The sequence below is a fragment of the Bradyrhizobium sp. URHC0002 genome (assembly GCF_054059515.1).
The window spans coordinates 6,033,971-6,050,341 of the sequence record NZ_JBSSCF010000001.1 but is presented as its reverse complement, the minus strand read 5'-3'; the positions used below and the strand labels follow the sequence as shown (position 1 = coordinate 6,050,341).

19 protein-coding genes and 1 pseudogene are annotated in these 16,371 nt (G+C 59.8%); 11 read left to right on the top strand and 9 right to left on the bottom strand.

Annotated elements, in window-relative coordinates; genetic code table 11:
* The first annotated feature begins 5 nt into the window (after nucleotides 1-5).
* The 8 genes from ACVWVY_RS29605 (at nucleotide 6) to ACVWVY_RS29570 (ending at nucleotide 3,424) form a co-directional block, all read left to right on the top strand.
* Nucleotides 6-743, top strand: a complete 738-nt coding sequence (locus ACVWVY_RS29605) for a hypothetical protein (RefSeq protein WP_456629685.1) — start codon at nucleotides 6-8, stop codon at nucleotides 741-743.
* Between the two features lie 88 nt (nucleotides 744-831).
* A complete protein-coding gene (locus ACVWVY_RS29600; RefSeq protein ID WP_456629684.1) occupies nucleotides 832-1,053 on the top strand; it encodes a hypothetical protein in 222 nt (73 codons plus the stop codon).
* Nucleotides 1,053-1,547 carry a hypothetical protein gene (locus ACVWVY_RS29595; RefSeq protein WP_456629683.1) on the top strand — a complete coding sequence of 165 codons (495 nt, stop codon included), beginning with the start codon at nucleotides 1,053-1,055 and terminating at the stop codon, nucleotides 1,545-1,547. The genes ACVWVY_RS29600 and ACVWVY_RS29595 overlap by 1 nt, the downstream gene beginning before the upstream one ends.
* A 2-nt stretch (nucleotides 1,548-1,549) precedes the next feature.
* A complete protein-coding gene (locus ACVWVY_RS29590) occupies nucleotides 1,550-1,792 on the top strand; it encodes a DUF6074 family protein (protein ID WP_456629682.1) in 243 nt (80 codons plus the stop codon).
* A 182-nt stretch (nucleotides 1,793-1,974) separates the two neighbouring features.
* The gene (locus ACVWVY_RS29585; RefSeq protein ID WP_456629681.1) at nucleotides 1,975-2,349 is read left to right on the top strand and encodes a hypothetical protein; all 375 of its coding nucleotides are present in this window, start codon (nucleotides 1,975-1,977) and stop codon (nucleotides 2,347-2,349) included.
* Nucleotides 2,350-2,518: 169 nt separating this feature from the next.
* Nucleotides 2,519-2,713: a hypothetical protein gene (locus ACVWVY_RS29580; RefSeq protein WP_456629680.1), complete on the top strand. Its 195-nt coding sequence runs from the start codon at nucleotides 2,519-2,521 to the stop codon at nucleotides 2,711-2,713.
* Nucleotides 2,714-2,741: 28 nt separating this feature from the next.
* Nucleotides 2,742-3,185: a hypothetical protein gene (locus ACVWVY_RS29575; protein WP_456629679.1), complete on the top strand. Its 444-nt coding sequence runs from the start codon at nucleotides 2,742-2,744 to the stop codon at nucleotides 3,183-3,185.
* Nucleotides 3,182-3,424 carry a hypothetical protein gene (locus ACVWVY_RS29570; protein WP_456629678.1) on the top strand — a complete coding sequence of 81 codons (243 nt, stop codon included), beginning with the start codon at nucleotides 3,182-3,184 and terminating at the stop codon, nucleotides 3,422-3,424. The genes ACVWVY_RS29575 and ACVWVY_RS29570 overlap by 4 nt, the downstream gene beginning before the upstream one ends.
* 396 nt (nucleotides 3,425-3,820) lie before the next feature.
* Here the strand turns inward: ACVWVY_RS29570 and ACVWVY_RS29565 are convergent, their stop codons facing one another.
* The 6 genes from ACVWVY_RS29565 to ACVWVY_RS29540 all read right to left on the bottom strand — a co-directional run bounded on the left by ACVWVY_RS29565 (nucleotide 3,821) and on the right by ACVWVY_RS29540 (nucleotide 8,321).
* Nucleotides 3,821-4,066 carry a hypothetical protein gene (locus ACVWVY_RS29565; protein ID WP_456629677.1) on the bottom strand — a complete coding sequence of 82 codons (246 nt, stop codon included), beginning with the start codon at nucleotides 4,064-4,066 and terminating at the stop codon, nucleotides 3,821-3,823.
* Between the two features lie 161 nt (nucleotides 4,067-4,227).
* Entirely contained in the window at nucleotides 4,228-4,437 is a 210-nt protein-coding gene (locus ACVWVY_RS29560; protein WP_456629676.1) for a hypothetical protein, read from the bottom strand.
* 15 nt (nucleotides 4,438-4,452) lie between these two features.
* Nucleotides 4,453-4,587 (bottom strand): hypothetical protein, encoded by a 135-nt coding sequence (locus ACVWVY_RS29555; RefSeq protein WP_456629675.1) that lies wholly within the window; start codon nucleotides 4,585-4,587, stop codon nucleotides 4,453-4,455.
* Nucleotides 4,588-5,340: 753 nt separating this feature from the next.
* Nucleotides 5,341-6,726, bottom strand: coding sequence for a carbohydrate porin (locus ACVWVY_RS29550; protein WP_456629674.1), 1,386 nt, complete (start codon nucleotides 6,724-6,726; stop codon nucleotides 5,341-5,343).
* A 558-nt stretch (nucleotides 6,727-7,284) separates the two neighbouring features.
* Nucleotides 7,285-7,734 (bottom strand): MFS transporter, encoded by a 450-nt coding sequence (locus tag ACVWVY_RS29545; RefSeq protein ID WP_456629673.1) that lies wholly within the window; start codon nucleotides 7,732-7,734, stop codon nucleotides 7,285-7,287.
* Nucleotides 7,735-7,823: 89 nt separating this feature from the next.
* The gene (locus ACVWVY_RS29540; protein ID WP_456629672.1) at nucleotides 7,824-8,321 is read right to left on the bottom strand and encodes an MFS transporter; all 498 of its coding nucleotides are present in this window, start codon (nucleotides 8,319-8,321) and stop codon (nucleotides 7,824-7,826) included.
* Between the two features lie 597 nt (nucleotides 8,322-8,918).
* Between ACVWVY_RS29540 and ACVWVY_RS29535 the strand changes: the two are divergent.
* Nucleotides 8,919-9,138 (top strand): annotated as a pseudogene (locus tag ACVWVY_RS29535) (glycosyltransferase family 4 protein); the annotation flags it as partial.
* A 346-nt stretch (nucleotides 9,139-9,484) separates the two neighbouring features.
* Here ACVWVY_RS29535 and ACVWVY_RS29530 read toward each other — a convergent pair.
* Both ACVWVY_RS29530 and ACVWVY_RS29525 read right to left on the bottom strand, forming a co-directional pair.
* A complete protein-coding gene (locus ACVWVY_RS29530) occupies nucleotides 9,485-9,547 on the bottom strand; it encodes a hypothetical protein (RefSeq protein WP_456632337.1) in 63 nt (20 codons plus the stop codon).
* A 109-nt stretch (nucleotides 9,548-9,656) separates the two neighbouring features.
* Nucleotides 9,657-9,860: a recombinase family protein gene (locus tag ACVWVY_RS29525; protein ID WP_456629671.1), complete on the bottom strand. Its 204-nt coding sequence runs from the start codon at nucleotides 9,858-9,860 to the stop codon at nucleotides 9,657-9,659.
* 752 nt (nucleotides 9,861-10,612) lie between these two features.
* Here ACVWVY_RS29525 and ACVWVY_RS29520 point away from each other — a divergent pair.
* Both ACVWVY_RS29520 and ACVWVY_RS29515 read left to right on the top strand, forming a co-directional pair.
* Nucleotides 10,613-12,325 carry an outer membrane protein assembly factor BamB family protein gene (locus tag ACVWVY_RS29520; RefSeq protein WP_456629670.1) on the top strand — a complete coding sequence of 571 codons (1,713 nt, stop codon included), beginning with the start codon at nucleotides 10,613-10,615 and terminating at the stop codon, nucleotides 12,323-12,325.
* Nucleotides 12,326-12,395: 70 nt separating this feature from the next.
* Nucleotides 12,396-12,962 carry a c-type cytochrome gene (locus ACVWVY_RS29515; protein ID WP_456629669.1) on the top strand — a complete coding sequence of 189 codons (567 nt, stop codon included), beginning with the start codon at nucleotides 12,396-12,398 and terminating at the stop codon, nucleotides 12,960-12,962.
* 6 nt (nucleotides 12,963-12,968) lie between these two features.
* On the opposite strand, the gene ACVWVY_RS29510 is transcribed toward ACVWVY_RS29515, so the two are convergent.
* Nucleotides 12,969-13,883, bottom strand: coding sequence for an ankyrin repeat domain-containing protein (locus ACVWVY_RS29510; RefSeq protein ID WP_456629668.1), 915 nt, complete (start codon nucleotides 13,881-13,883; stop codon nucleotides 12,969-12,971).
* Nucleotides 13,884-16,371: the final 2,488 nt, after the last annotated feature.

Below are 16,371 nucleotides of genomic sequence, written 5' to 3'. Positions count from 1 at the left end.
ATCACATGTCGAAAAAGCCTCCAAAGCCGAAGGAAGACGACGACTTGGACGGCGTTCGGCGCGCACTCGAAGTCTTCGATAGGCGTGCCAAAATCGGCAAGTATAAGATGGACAAGCATATTAGCCGCATCCAGAAAGCGCGGAGTCTTCCTGAAGACCACTATGCGGTCCGACGAGCGCTCTATCGGTCTGCTCATAGTGCGCTTGGCCAAAAGTTTCAGAAGACGATCGGTCGTCCGCGCGATGAAGCAGCGACGCAAAAGTTTTTTTCTGCCCTTCAGGGGATAGTCGAGCTCAATCGCCGCATTCAAGACTACGAAACGGCGAGCGCCTTCAGTGTCACCAGTCGGCGCGATCTCAACGGCGGACGGACGGTTCCGTCGCCAGCAGATCTGGACGAGCAAATCGGCAAAACGGAAGGGAATATCGAAGCGATAAAGACTAGCTGCGCCAGGACCGTGTCGTTGATCGAGGAGTTTACCAGGGCGACTCACATTCCGAAGTCAGAGAAGCGTAGCAGCCGAATAATCTTTTTCACGTATTACTTCATCGAGCGGTTTGCTCTTGAGTGGCGCGGAATCGTAGGGGCGACGCCTTCAACGGAGGATCTCTCCGACATGACTGCGCTCATGGCTGCAACCCTTTCAGACCTCAAATACCCGCTCTTGCCGTCGCATCTCGAGCGGAATGAGTGGCTGAGCGATAGAATCCGGACGCAACTATTTCCGGAATCGAAGTCGTAAATGCACCGGGTTCAATTCCAGATTCGCAAGTAGACCGCGCACGGCCGTTCGTACACGTTGAAGCACAACGACGAACGGAGAGCGCACGATGGAAATCAAGCCCGCGTACGGAATCGAAGAACTAGCTAAGGCTGGTCCGCTCAGGCGAAGCTCGCTCTTCAACGCCATCAAAGAGCGGAAGCTGATTGCGCAAAAGGCTGGCCGGCGCACGATCATCACGCATGAAAACTACATCGCATTTCTTAAGGCCCTTCCAGTTGTCGGCGAAGTTGCGGAAGGCAAGCAGGCCGCCAAGGGCGGGGCTGCGTGATGCGTCCGCCCCGCGCACCCCACAAAGCCGACCGCGACCTGCTGCTTAGATTGGTCACCCCACTCAGCGTGTCGAAGACCCGCTTGAGGCGAGACGGATGCGGCGACTGGAACATCGTCGGCCGTCGCGGGCATATCTCGACCGACGGCACCGCCATGTACGTCTACCTGGCGTGCAAGACCATGCGCCGGTGGGAAGCCGCGAAGTCCGCTCTGAGTCTGACCGTTGTCCAGGATGGTGACCTAGAAGGAATTGTGCTCCTGCACGACCTCCCGTCGGAGTCGCTAGCCGAGACTCTTCGGCGCCTGCTGGGGTTGAGAAAATCAGTACGCCCCTCCGACAAGCAGCGCGCCACTCTCGCTCGCTTCCAATTCCGCCGCGACAAAGTGGGGGTTTCCAGCCGTTTCAGCGCAATTGCTGAGGGCGCCGCTACCCCACTAGCCCCGACGATGCCGGAGCGCGTGAAAACGCCATTTGAAGAATGGAGACGCTGAGTATGAGTAATATCCTCCCTTTTCCACTGTCGCGCAGATGGGTGTTCATAGAGCGCCAAGCGCGCCGAGCATCCGAGCTTAACCAGGATGCCGGCGAACGCCACATCGGCTATCAGTTGGAAGTGCAGGCGACCGCTATGCGGCGCAAGGGCATCGACGAAACCCTGATTGCTCGCGAGCTCCACTGTATGGAGGCTGCGATCAGGGTCTCGCTACAGCGGCTCTTAATGGGCGGTGCCGCATGACGGTGTTTCACAAAGTCGGGCCAGGAGGCCGGTCTACGAACGCCATAGCCGGGAAGCGCTTGCGTAGAGCGCTGGGGCTGCCTCAGAACGTCGGTTTTTGCGTCCCTCTACCCCGCGACTTGTTGTGTAGTCCCGCGTGGCGCGCGATGTCTGACCAGTGCCGAAGATTGATTGACGCCTTGATGATCGAACATGCGGACCATGGTGGATTCGCAAACGGCGACCTGAAGTGTCCCTATGACTCGCTCGTGGCGCGAGGCGTGCGTCGCGGCAACATCTTGGGCGCCGTTCTCGAGGCGAGGGCGCTCGGGATTCTCGATCCGACGCGCGGCGTGCGCTCTTACGGCTCGCGAAAAGCACCATCGGTGTATCGACTGACGTGGCTCGGGACGCCGGACGGTCTCACTCCCACCAACGAATGGCTCGCCATCAAGACCGACGAGGAAGCAGAGATCCGCGTCGCAAATGCAATGGATGCCCTGAAGCAGGAGAGGGCTCGGAAGGCCGCAGAGCGAGTGGCGCGAGCAGGCAAGGCAGACCGACGGAGGGCGGCATGAAGAGAAAATCCCCAGTTCCTTTTCGTGCAGTTTCCAGTGACGGTTTTGGAACTACTTGGTTACAAAACCGCAACTTGGAAAAAGGCGAAACGCCAACGAATACAAGCCTCCTCTCCAAGTTACACCTGGTGGAACTGCTATCTTATATCTTCCCTGTAAGGGGGAGCGCATGACGCCGCTCCCCCGCAGCCTCGTCGTCGCCACGGCCGCCCTCAAGCGCGCTGTCGCCGAAGCCCGCCTCGCGTACCAGTTCAGCCAAAGCTCCTACACCTCCGGCTGCCTCAGTGCCTGTCTCGCTGCGGAGCAAGCAGTTGCTGTTCTGCATGCCGTTCTGGAAGAGCAGTTTGAGGGAGAGGGCGGGTGACCGTGGCCATCGCTTACCGAGAGCTACTGTGTGGGAAAAAACGAATTCGCTTGCGACAGTTGCTGGTCAGGTCGCTCGCCACGGCGAGAACCAGCAGGAGATTCCGAAGCATAATAACCTGGGGGTCACCAGCAAGGCGAACTCTGACCTCGCCGAGAAGCCCGCCTACCGCGCACAGGCCGACGCCTCGAAGATCGAAGCGCAGGCCAAGCGCCGAATCGCCGACGAGTACGACGCAGCGCAGGCGCGGGGCGAGGTTGCCACCGCTCGCGACGGCGACCACAGGCGTTCTGACAGGGAGCGCCCGCCAACCGCCGCCGACATCGGCCTTTCCCGCAAAGAAATCCACGAAGCCCGCATCATCCGCGATGCCGAGAACGCTGACCCGGGCATAGTCCGCCGCAGCCGGAAAGTGGGCAGGAAAACCAAGGTTTTGAGTTCTTCAGTGAACGTCCAGGAGACGTCAGCATGAATCTAATCAGCGCCCTCAACCAAGCCATGCAAGTCATGGCTGCCCAAGGCGGTCGACTCAAGGTGGCCGCCGACGAACTGAGCGAGCTGATCGGCGAGCACCCCGAATTACACCCGCAACTCGCTGCCGCGTTTGTCGTGCTGATGCTGGAGCCCGGTCTGTCCGCCCATCGCGCAGCATGGGAACAGGACCAAGACACCGACATGTTTGATGCCATCAACCGGCTATGCCGGCCTTGAACAGGAACGACGATGACACCGTGGCCTAGACAGGGTACGCCCCCAAGGACCTACGCCAGTAACTGCCCCCTTGATGCACTGTTGGCCTGCGCCGCTCCAGCGGCTCACTCACCGCGCAGCAAGCAGAGCCGCGCCACCGCTCACCAGATCGACGGGAAGCGGCCTTCTGCAATCGCCGCCCATGCGCCATCGATCGCAGGCAGGTCTTTCTCGACTCCCTGCTCAGCCAGCGCACCACGTGGCACGGCAGGGGCAGGGTGGGGCATTCCGCGAGAAAATTTCATAGGGACCGGTATGGAGGGATGCGGCACGCGAGGGCCGACCTTGCGCATAAAAAGCATATTTGGGCCGCCAAGAATCGTAGTTTTGTAGTCAGAGGAGAGGGCCGTGGTAGCGCTATATAAGGCCCGAACTGGTTTCGCGGGACGGCCACTTGCCCTCCGCCGCTGCGTTCTCGAGATCCTTTCCCGCCGCGACCGGCTGACCGCGCACGACGTAGCTGGTTGCGCATACGGTCATCGGCTCATCGTCAGGCCGGGACACCGCCGGCATGTCACGGTCGCGCAGTTGGTCTCGGTGCGGCGGGCGCTTCGTGCCCTGGTTGCCAAAGGCCGGGTTGATGTCCTGCATCGCCGTCGGCACTGGAAAATCTTTGTTTTGCGGCAGGAGGTCAAACGATGACCGACACCGAGATCGCCGGACTAGATCCTATCGGGGCCGCGCTCAAAGTTCTGCGGCCGACTCAATCGGCGCGCTCGGCAGCGGCGGCTTCGATACCACACTGTGGCGCGCCCGCTCGCGTGTTAATGCGCTTCTAGAGCTGAGCAGCGCAACCGCGATATCATGCCGACGTCAACGGCGTAGTACTTCGCGATCTCGGCCAAGGTCTCGCCGGCCGCGCGGCGCTTAAGCGCTTCCTTGCGCTGGTAGTCCAACAGCTTCGGCTTGCGGCCGAACTTCACGCCCCTCACCATGGCGCGCTTGCGGCCGTCTCCCGTGCGTTCCTTTATCAACTCTCGCTCAAATTCCTAGATCGCGGCCAGCAGCGTTGAATTTAAACGCCCTTGCGGCGATATGGTGTCAGACAACGGATCGCCGAGGGTCCGGAACGCGGCGGTGGCGTTGCCGAAGCGGTTCTCGACGATTGCGGTCGCACTGGACATTTCCGGTCAAGCCAGCATCCAGGGGGAGGTGGTGGTCAACCTCCGCAAAGAGAGGCAGCCTGAAGGCATCGCTAAGGCTACGGCAGCGGGCGTCTACAAGCGCCGTCCAACATCGATTAATCCCGCCAGGTGCAACAGTTCAAAGCTGATGGCTCGCGCGTCTGTGCGCTCTGGAGGCCTAAACATATGGGATCGTCACGGAAATGCCGGGATGGTGCCATCGGACGGTACCCAAAGAACTATACCTCGTTTTAAGGAACATTTACGGAGCCTACTCATGTCTAAGGGGCTTGGTCGGATACAGCGTGGATGCCTGCGGGTGATCGAGGAGTACGAGGCTGCGGGCAAAAGGCCGACCATGCTAAACATTGCTTCTGAAGTTTATCGGGTCAGCCCGGACCGGTTGAGCGACGCGCAACATGTTGCAACCAGGCGGGCGCTGACGAGTCTTTGGCAGAAGGGCCATGTTTCCGGACAAGGGGATATTCAGTTCGCCCCCCCGGAAAGGCCGCAGAAGAGGCTCACTGATGAGCCTTTCCGTACAGATGGAGGATGACGAGTTCCAGCGGGAGCGCCTTGCCAGCCTTCTGAAAACCGAGGGACTTGAGGTGGGGAGTGTGCAATGGAGAGGTCGCGGAACTGGTGCTCGCTTCAACGTGCTTTCATGACCGATGTAGAGCTTGGTGGAGAGGAATCCGGCGTCGTTCTCGAGTTCCATCCCCAAGCTAAATTTCCGGCAGGGTGGCCGCCAAGCTAGAACTTCAACGTTGTTCTAATTCCGAGCACGGCGGCGTTCTTTAGCAGTCGGCCCGGAAAAGCTCCCGACGGATTTGTCGCCCCGCCGCCTGGATGGAGGATGTACTGGAAGTTCGGCTGCACTGTCCAACCCTCGCGGATCTGGTACTGGTAGACGGCGGTTAGCAATCCTTCAAATGAACGTTGCGGCCAAGTGGGGCTTGCGAAATTCCGATAATCACTATCGAGTTGTTGAGCCCGCTTCGAAATGTGTGCGTAGCCAGCTGCGATGCCGAATTTATCCTCGGGGCGTTTTTCGTTCAGGCCGATAAACTCGATGCCGGCGTCAGCGTAGAGATCGATCAGGTTGCGGTCAGCAGGTGCTCCCGAAATCCTGCCAAATAGGCCGATACCGCGGTCGTCGCTATTCGGCACTCGATAAATCTGCTGCTCAAAGACTCCCCATGCCCCTGTATCACCCGAAAGCTTCAGAGGTTGGCCGCTGCTGGTCGGCGCGGCCAAAGAAACTCCGTTGGAGGCATATCGCTGGTCCGCAAAAACGCCGAAGTGCCGCCACCCTCCAATTTTGATTTGCCCAGTGAGGTTAGGATCGCCCTTCTTATTATTCCAGGCATACTGCAGTTGACCCAATAGCAGGGGTGGATCGTTGATCCGAAAGTTCAGCCCGTAGCGATTGCGTAACTGGGGATCATCTGCTCCGGGACCCGCCTGATCACCGTCGAAAACCCCTCCTAATACGGATAACTGTTCCGTCATATTGATCAGCACGCGGCTTCCCATAGCCGCTAAAGGCGGAGAGGGGCCGCCGCTTGGCAGGTTAGTTGAGGTAATGGCCGGCCATCCCATCGATGCGTTCGTGAGCACATCCGTGTATTTTGTGTTGAAGAACTCGCTGTCAGCCGCAAGCTGGCCGACTTTCACCGAGACCCGTTTGTTGCCCCACTGCTTCTCGAAATAGGCTTCGTACAGGCGGGTCGAGGGTAGCGCCTCTATACCACTCACGACGAACAGGTTCTGAAGGCTGCCACGCGATAACCCACCACCGTGAATCTGGAAGATGTTGGCGTGAAACGTAAACTGGTCCACGCCGATCAACTTTTGCAGATCGAGGTCGATCGCGAGGTTAAGCCGGCCTTCGTAGACGGCCCCCTTTTTCAAACCGCCAGAAACATTGCCTAACGTTTCGCCGATATACGTCGCCGCGAACTTGACTCCATATCTTTCAAAAGGATTTGGCAGCACACCGAGCGTTTTTTCTTCGATCGTGCTTTCGCCCGTGTCCGGATCGGCGGGCTTGTCGTCATCCGACTTCTTGTCTTCCTGCGCAATGGCAGCCTGGGCGAAAGTGATGACCAGAAAAAATGCGAAGAGCCCAGAGCGCATGCAAGAAGTTCCTGCGGACACCGTCTGTGACTATTGTGGCCCTTAGGGGCCGCGAGTCTAAACGAATTTGGGCGCCGTGATAATGGCCTTCTCCTTCCTGCGTGTAAAGAATATGACGGATCGACATGAGTCAGTTTTGAACAGTCAACAGGGCTGGAGCCGAGACTGCTTGTCTTTGCGTACTCACCGGGCGGGTTCACAAGAGAAGCGCTTATCGAGGCCGGCTGCTTCGCGACAGCCTGGTCTCGATGACGCGGAGCATCTATCGCATTATCAGTCGATGCTGCGGTTTTTAGCAACGCAAGCTAAAGCACCTCCACGAGAACCTGGGCCAACGCCACGATCCGTGATTCCCAAACTGCGCGCGGCGCCATTTTGGCAAGCGCGAGCAAGAACAGCTGCGCGCAGGAAGATTAAAAGTCGACCGAACGATCCCGCTCGTCAGCGAAACCAAGCCACGCAAGCGGGAGTGCCACGGCACATAGAGCCGCCATCGAAGGAATGCTCTTCCTCCAAACTTGGCGTAGAGTATTCCCGATAACAGGGTCAGCAAGGCCGTCAAGCAACCTGAGCCAAACGCGTAAATGGATTGGCCGGTGCCCCTGCCAGACCGGCTGGTATAAGCGTCTGCATCATGCGCATCGAGGCAAGATGAAGCAGGGCAAAGGTTAAGCCGTGCAGCGGCTGGATGATTGAAAGCGCCAAAATGGAGGTAGTCTCGCCGGCGATAGACCAGCGCACAAAGCCGGCTGCAGCGGCCAAGACGGCCGCGCCCCGGGCACCGAGCCTGTTGAGTAGAGCTGGGCCTATCAAAAAGAACACGACAACTTCCGCGGCTACGGCTTCCGACCAGAGGATGCTTATGGCTGAAGGATCCATCCCGGCAGCACTCCACCAAATGACGGCGAACGCGTCGTGCATCGCATGGCTGCCATAGATGAAGGATGTAACCAGGATCATCATCCGAAAGCGGGGGATCCGAAGGAGATCACCGAGCTCGCCGATCACTGAAGACCCACCGGTGAGTGGCAAAGAGCGGGGCACGACAGGCGGTAACAATGCAGTTGAGGCAGTTGCGACGACGAGGAAAGCCAAGTTCATCCAGATGATAGGCGTAACATCATTCGGCTGATGAGCTGCCCGACCGTGAGTGTGCCAAATATAAAGGCCAACGACGCCGAGCCCCGGATCCAGCCGTACTCAAATTCCTTCCCGGCTGACTGCGGTCTTGCTGCGTTGACCGACAAGGCATTAGCCAGGGAAGTTGTGGGAGCAAGAGAAGCGGCCTGGACCACAGTTATGAAGAGCAGCAACGCAAAGGAGTACGCCCACAATAAAGCGACTGACGACGCGGCGGCCAATGCAGTACAAATTGCGAGAGCAAAGCGCAACGAAGCTGCTCGATCTGCAACCATCCCAACCATTGGTCCGGCGAGAAGACGTGTCAACATCGCGGCAGCGAGAACAATGCCGATCTGCTGCGGGCTTAGGGCTCTCGTTTCAAAAAATCTAGGCCAGAACGGCGACGCAACGCCAAAGGCGGCGTACAAGGCCGCATAAAGAAGGATGTAGGCGGCCGGTGCACCAATGCGCATTCTGATCTCGAAAGAGGTATTCGCCAGGGCGTTCAGTTGAGAATCAGTTCTGGAGGAAGGCCAAAAGGTTGGTCGTCGCCCATGCTGCAAGGCCATGGTGTTGGCGCCTCACTAGCTCGTGGCTGAATTGCCCTTCCTTGAGCTGGCGCTAGCCCATCAATTTCGAGCTCTTCCCGCCCTTCGGGCCAATCCGCTCCTCAACGTTAGTTCCTGGTGACTTGTTCCGGTGCCGGCGTCTTCGCTGAGCCTAAAGGAGACGGGGCCGAAACCCGGAATAGCGGACTGCGCTCGCGGGTCGGATCCTGCCGGCCGAGCACCTGCTTGCGCGTAGTCCTCGGACACCAATGCAGCAGCCGAAGCTCAGCACGATGCTCACGGGTACCTGCCAAAGGCTTAGCCCAGCTTAAGGCAAGGACCTACCAAGCTCTCCGGCGGCGCAGCTCTGGAACGAGCGCCGCCCCTTGACGTTCCTAACGTGCCGAACGCCAATTCAGGCGCCCGGGAAAGTCCTTCATGGCAAGCAGTCGCGCCGGGTCCCTAGCTCAAGCGTCGGCGGTTTAATTCGCTTTACTGGCTGCGACGGAGGAAGAATGAGGATTGCCCCAAATCGCGCCGCGCTTCGAAAGCGTGCCGCCACGGCTGTGGCGGAACGGAGCGCGGAGTTTCCGGTTCATTTTTGACCGAGGAGCTGATTATGCAAGGTCATCAGGTCACCCTGCGAGCGGGATTCCATCACCTCCGCGGAACTCGTTCCGTGCACGCCCGGGCCTTGCGCCTTTCTCCGCATGTCCGCGACCCGATTCCGCATCACATGCTTTCTTGCCCTGTTTGTCAGTGGAGACGCGTAGGTAAGAGATAAATTTTCTCTCAGCCATGACCAAAAGCCCCATTGCGTACGTCGGCCCATACTAAGTTGCAATTTGGAATTACGCCGCTTTCATTGATTTGCTCAGCTCATTACTGGCACTTCAGCTCACATCCTGCATCCGCCCGAAGACCACATCGCGGCGATGGATAGTGGGCTGCGCGACGTCAGTCGCAAGCGCAGGATGCCTCGGGAGGGCGCGCGGGGCGGCGAGGGCGGGGGTGGGGAGTCCCCGGGGGCGTGATGCGGGATTGAATCGCACCAAGTACTGCCTACCGGTTTCAACTCAGCTCGATGTCTATTGCAGCGCCCGCCAAACCGTCGCTTCACCGCACCCGTATTCGCGCGCCAGCTCGGCCATTGTCTCGCCGGCAGTGTAACGCTCGGCGATACGCCTGCGCTGACTGGGATCGAGGACAGATCGGCGGCCAAACTTAGTGCCTTTGCGTTTCACGCGTTTAATACCTTCCTCACAGCGCTCCCGAATCAATTCGCGCTCGAACTCGGGCAACACCGCCCAGGACGGTAATCATCAACTTGCCGGCTGGGGTAGCGGTGTCGCACCAGCTTTCTCGGAGTGAGACGGATTGAGCGCCCTTCTCGTCGATGACCTCGTGAAGGATGTTCCAGAGATCGCGCACCGAGCGGGCTATGCGGCCCACCTTGGTGATCACGATCGTGTCGCCCGCCTCGATAGAAGCACCTGGAGACGGAAGCTCGTAGACATTGCCGCCAGTCTCTGCGGTGGCCTATATCGCTTTGATCGGAGCCGGCGTCGGGCTGACTCAGCGCGAGCCGACTATGTATTAATTTCCTGGGCACGAGGGCCGTTCTTTGGCCTAGACGGCCCGCGTTTTCGGAATCGCAGCGATGATTTTTGAGCGGCATGCGCTGCATGGCGCTCTCGGGGGGGGGCGGACAGTGGGCGTGGGGGAGATCCGCGGGCGGTGATGCGGGATTGAATCACGTCAGGTACCGGTACCGGTTACTGCGCTCAGTCCGATCTGCAACGAGAGCTGACCAACCTTTAAGTTGATAGGCCATCAGGCGCGTGCCTTCTGCGGGTGTCCAATGGCCTCCGTGAAGTTCCTTGCGGCCCCGTCGCTTGAAGCGCAGTGTATTTGTATGTTGCGCCGCGAAGGCTCGCGCACCACCACGCGACGATGGCCGCGTGCTGGGCCTTTGTTCTGCCGCGACGACCTGGTGCACGCGCGGATCGTACTTCGCATAGCGCAAATCAGTTGTCTTTATGCCAGACGGCAGTATGGTTGAACTCGCCCATTGATGCCCGCCGTCGTTTTCCGATGACTATTGCAGTGCAACGAACCGACCCAACCGTTGTCGGCCGTCTGCGGCTTTGAGGGAAAGTGGCAAACACCATCCGTGAAAATTGGAAATTGCAACCAAGAAACAAACGGGGGGAAATATGAATAATGTGAAAGGGCTTGCGGCCTTCGCCGCGATGATCGGCGCTAGCCTGTTGTCCGGCGTCGCCATTGGACAGGAAGTCAAGCAAGATCAGAAATCGATATTGGGGAACGCCAACGTTCCTCCGGTCACCCAGGAGCAGCTCAACGCGGCGGACAAGAACGCCAACGATTTTCTGCTCACCAACGGCAATTATGCCCAGACGCGCTTCTATCTGGGCAAGCAGATTAGCCGCGACAATGTGAAGAACCTGCACGTCGCCTGGATCTTCCAGACAGACGTCAAGGAATCGCTCGAGACTTCGCCGATCGTCGTTGACGGCGTGATGTTTGTCACGACCTCATTCAGCCATGTCTACGCACTTGATGCCAAGACCGGCCAGCAGCTCTGGCACTACGCGCACAAGATGGGGCCGATCACCGTCTATTGCTGCGGTCCCAACAATCGCGGCGTTCAGGTCCTCAATGACCGGGTCTACCTGGCAACCCTCGACTCCAAACTGATCGCGTTGAATGCCAAAACCGGCGAAGTGGTCTGGACCACCAACATCGCCGATCCCGAACTCGGATACAGCGAGACGATGGCGCCGACCGTGGTCAACGATAAGGTGCTGATCGGCACCAATGGCGGTGAATACGGTATCCGCGGCTTCGTGCGCGCCTATGACGCCAAGACCGGCAAGCAGCTCTGGAATTTCCACACCATTCCGGAGAATTCCGTCGGTGTTTGGGCGACCAAGGATGCCACCGGCCGCGACATGCATCGCGATATCCAGGCGGAAAAGGACACGCTCGCCAAGATTGGCGATCCCTATGCCAAGCTCGGCGGCGGCGTATGGCAGAACCCCGCGGTCGATCTTGCGACCAACCGGATCTACTTCGTCGTCGGCAATCCGTCGCCCGACCTCGACGGATCGAACCGGCCCGGCGACAACCTCTACACCAACTCGCTGGTCTCGCTGGATCTCGAGACCGGCAGATATGTCTGTCACTTTCAGTACATCGCCCATGACGTGTGGGACCTCGACGCGGTCAGCCCGGCAGTGCTGGTCGACGTCAAGGACAAGGATGGCAAGACAATTCCCGGCGTCATCCACGCCGGCAAGACCGGCCACATCTATGTGCACGATCGCAAGGACTGCAGCCTGATACGCTTCTCGGATGCGATGGTGCCGCAGGAGAACATGTGGGTCTTGCCGACCAAGGAAGGCGCGCGCATGCTGCCGGGCGCCAATGGCGGCGTCGAATGGTCGCCGATTGCGACCGACCCGGGACAGGAGTTGGCCTACGCCATCAACCTGCACCAGCCGATGACCTATCACGTCGAGACCTCGCCTTATCCGAACGGCAAGCTATGGCTGGGCGGCGCCTTCAAGGTGATCCCGACCGAGCAGCAATCGGGCAATATCACGGCGGTGAACTACAACACCGGCAAGATCAAGTGGCAGGTCAAGACGCCCGAGCCGATGATCGGCGGCATTCTCGCCACCGCCGGCGGCCTGGTGTTCACCGGTGAAGGTAACGGCAAGTTCGCGGCCTACGATTCCTCCGACGGCAAGGAGTTGTGGAGTTTCCGCGCCGGCGCCGGCGTCAACGCGCCACCGTCGAGCTACATGATCGCCGACAAGCAGTATATCGTGGTCGGGGCGGGCGGTAACACCCAGCTCGATTTTAAGCGCGGCAACAACATCATCGCCTTCACGCTCGACTGAGCCGATCGGCAATCACTGGCGGCGAAGCGGGACCCGGTCGGTCCCGCTTCTGTTTCCTCTGGATGGATTGATGTTAGGTAAACTAGCGATTTTCGGTGCCGTGGTGCTCTTGTTCGCAGCCAGCGCGCATGCGGAAACGATCAAGGAGAAAGCCCAGGTCTGCGCTGGCTGCCATGGCGAAAATGGCAAGCCGGTCGACAAGACGATTCCGACCATCTGGGGCCAGCAGGCGGGCTATCTCTATATCCAGCTTCGCGACTTCAAGCGCGGCGACCGCAAGAACGAGATCATGCAGCCAATCGCTTCGACGTTCGAGCGCGACGACATGCTGGCGATCGCCGAGTATTTCTCGCAGAAGCCGTGGCCCGATCTCGGACAGCCGCACGCACCCAAGGATGTCGCGGAGAAGGCGATCAATGCCAGCCGCTCGGTCGGCTGCCCAGCCTGTCATTTCGACCGCTTCCAGGGCGATGGCACTGTGCCGCGCCTTGCCGGCATGGGCCGTGATTATCTCGCCAAGACCATCGCCGATTTCCGCACGCGTGCACGCGCCAACAACCCTGGCATGTCCGACCTGATGCTGGCGACGTCACCCGACGACCTCGCCGCGCTCGTCGAGTATCTGGCGGGGCTTTGAGCGCGATCAGCGCGGTGTCAGCTCCTCGCGCAGCTCCGACAACACCGTGAGATCGGCGGCGCGTTTTCCCGCCTTGTCGGTCAGCGCTGGATCCGCACCATGCGCCAACAACCCCTTGACGATCGCGGGATGATTGCCCTCCGCCGCGATCATCAGCGCGGTGCGCCCGCGCGCATCGCGATCGTCGATCCTCGCGCCCGCTTCCAGCAGATACGCGACGATTTCGTGCGCCTGCGCCTCCGCCACGGACTCGTCAGGGCCCGATGCCCACATCAATAGCGTAAGGTCATTGGCGTAGCGCGTGTTGACGTCGATATCGAGCGCCAGCAACTGCTTGACGATGCCGAGCTGGCCGCCCGCGGCCGCATATACGATCGGCGGCTTCCCAGTGTCGTCAGGCTTGCGGCCATCGGCGCTGCGCGCCAGCAGCATTTTGACGATCATATCCCTGCCGGCATAGGCTGCGGCTGCGATCGGGGATGCGCCGCTGCGACCTGTGAGATTGACATCGGCGCCGCTATCGATCAGCCGCTGTACAATGGCGACATGGCCGCGTTCGGCGGCGAAATAGAGCGCCGTCGATCCCGCAAGGTTGCGTGCGTTGACCGGCGCGCCGCGCTCCAGCAGAAGGTTGACCAATTCGAGACGACCGGATCGGGCGGCGTGGCTGAGCGGCCGCGCGCCCAGCCGGTCTCGCGCGTCTACGGACGCGCCTTGATCAAGCAATCGGGTGGCGAGGTTGACGCAATTGGCATTTGCGGCGGCGAACAGCGTCAGCGACACCTCGACCGCGGCGAGCTGGGCCTGTCCCGTTTCATACTTGCGGTTGAGCTCGCGGCACCGTGCTGGATCCGCCGCGGCCGGAGCGACCTGCGCTGCGCCAACGATGAACAGCGCGGCCAAACCGATGCGACAATACAAGATGTGCTCCTCCGCCACGGCGTTGTGACAGCATCGCCGTTTCGGTCAGCGTCGCACGATCCGCCGCTGCTGCCAAGCCGCGCGTGGCGCGATAACGCGCGGCTGCCGATCCGGATGACCTGAACGACCTTTGATGTGGAAACCCGCAGAAAGGGCTGCTCGGGAGTCAGATACCTCTAAGAAAATCGCGGTATTGGGGCAGTACCACCGATTGGAATCTAAACGGCACGCGCTTTCGGAATTGCGTTCGAATTAACGAATGCCAGTTTCAGTGATTTCACTCTGGGGAGCGAACCGCTGGGTCGCTGCAGCTCAGATATCCGTCCTGCATCCGCACGAAGACCACATGGCGGTGATGGACAGCGTGCAGGGCGACGTCAGTGGTAAGCGCAGGATGCCTCAGGGGCAGGCTTCGGGCACGGCGAGGGTGGGGGAGGCCGCCCGGGGCGGTGATGCGGGATTGAATCGCGTCAGGTACCGGTACCGGTGCCCCATTTTTCCGACACGCCCCTGACGTTTCCGAGGACCGCCCATCATGGAAGCCCGAAATGCCGAAACTGCGGCGAGCAACACTGGAGCCGCCTCTGCCCTGTTACGGGACCGTAACTGTTACGCCAACCGTAACCGGAGTTACGAAGAGCGTAACCATCGAGCTTCCACCGACCTGTCCGCAGTGCGCGCTCTACGAGGCCGGGATCAAGCGCCTGAAGCTTGCGCTGGCGACCAAGCAAATCAAACGGCGCGAGGCAGTGCCTGCGGCTGAACGGATGAGCCGGATGCGGGCTCGTCGGAAGAACGCATGACCCCGCAGTCAGCAGACGTCTACATCATCGCCTTCGTGTCCATCATAGCGTGCCTGATCGCGTTTGTGGTGTTCTTCTGGTCCTTTACTCCTCATCAGAATCGTAAGGCCTTGGACCGTAGTAAGGCCTCGGACCGTAGTCCCTGTCGGGAGGCCTTGGCCCATAATCTCGATCGTAGCGCCGGGGCCCGTAATCTCGATCTCGTCTTTCGTACTCGCGATACTCACTACGCGGGGGTGCTGTGTCCCCCTGAGCGATGACCGCGCGGCACTGATCGCTGAGTTGCGGAGTATTTCGTCGTAAGCAAGCCACGATCCTGCTCACATCGGGGATTTGCCCACCGCATAGCCTCCAGACGTCGGGCGTGCAGGCCTGCTGTTGTTGCCACGTTCCGCGATACTCTTGCGAAAACGCGGTACTTTGAAGGGTGATGCCGCAACCAATCGCTAATACGAAACTCAGGAAAATTCGATGCGCTCGCATGTCTACCTTTCTTTGGATTGAAACGTGCGAAGTTCCGCAGGGAGCTGTGCTTCGCCCTGCGACTGAAATAAATGCAGCTCGGGAAGGTTCTTATTCATCGCACAACAACATTGTGAACGGGGAAGGGACGCCCGCCCCGCGACGTCAATTGAACAGACCGGCCACCTCGAGAGCGCACTCGACGCAGACTTTGTTCGGAACAGCGCCAGCTCCGGCGGGAACTGAATGGCGTGCGGGCACAGCATGCACTCGCCGATGACGTGGTAGGACCGAAGCAGAGGCTTTTCCGGCGGCGCAAACCGTGCGCACATCACGGCACTGGCGAGATCGTCATCGGTCACAGAGAAAAGGTCGCGCATAGCGTGAAGGCTGGTTCTGCGTAGTGCAGAAGTCTGGTTCTGCGCAGTGCGAGTGTCAATTCGGAATCTTTTGGAACATCGCATGAAACGCCTTCGGCCGCTTGGCACCGCATAACAAATGTTAGTTCCTAACCCGCAGAACTACGGTCCCGCAATCGGGTAGAGGCCGGGCAAAGTTGGCAGATCCGAATCTGTGCGATCCCTGTATCGCCGGTGCGGAATGGCTTTTCATTGCGGGCGTGGTGGCGATGGGTCTGGCCCAATGGTCCTGATCATACTTGCGCTTTTATGGGACTAGGTCTCCTTCAGCCCGGGAGTGCCCCTGACGGGAGGATGAAGCCCGAGGCTGGCGCCACGATCGAGCCGACCAGGCAAAGATATCGGGCGCAATGTGATCTATCGCGACAGCAGCGGACAGGCCGTCAGATTTCATGGAACAACAGTTGGGTAGGCGGCCAGGGACAGCCGCCCCGCGAAATGGAGACGGCCCCGCGTGAGTGGAGCCGTCTCCCGCTCACTGCGGACAGGCCGTCGGTGAGCGCTCCGCCGCTGCGGGAGATCTCCGACGCCGCGAATGCGGCATCACGCGGGCGGCTGCAACCATGACTCTAAAGCCGGCTCAGTAAAAGTGAGTCGCTATGACCTAGTAAACTTTTCCTCCCCACGCGTTGAGGGGTTTCAGTGACCGGCGCGGCAACTCCAGGGGAGGGCGCAAATGCCTCCCCCGGTCCCTTTGGAAGCTATGCAAGTCATCCGCGACCCCGATAGCGTCGAGGGCCGATCCCTTGGACATTACCGTCACGAAACTGGTCCGACAATTGATCGAGGTGATCGCCCGCGAAC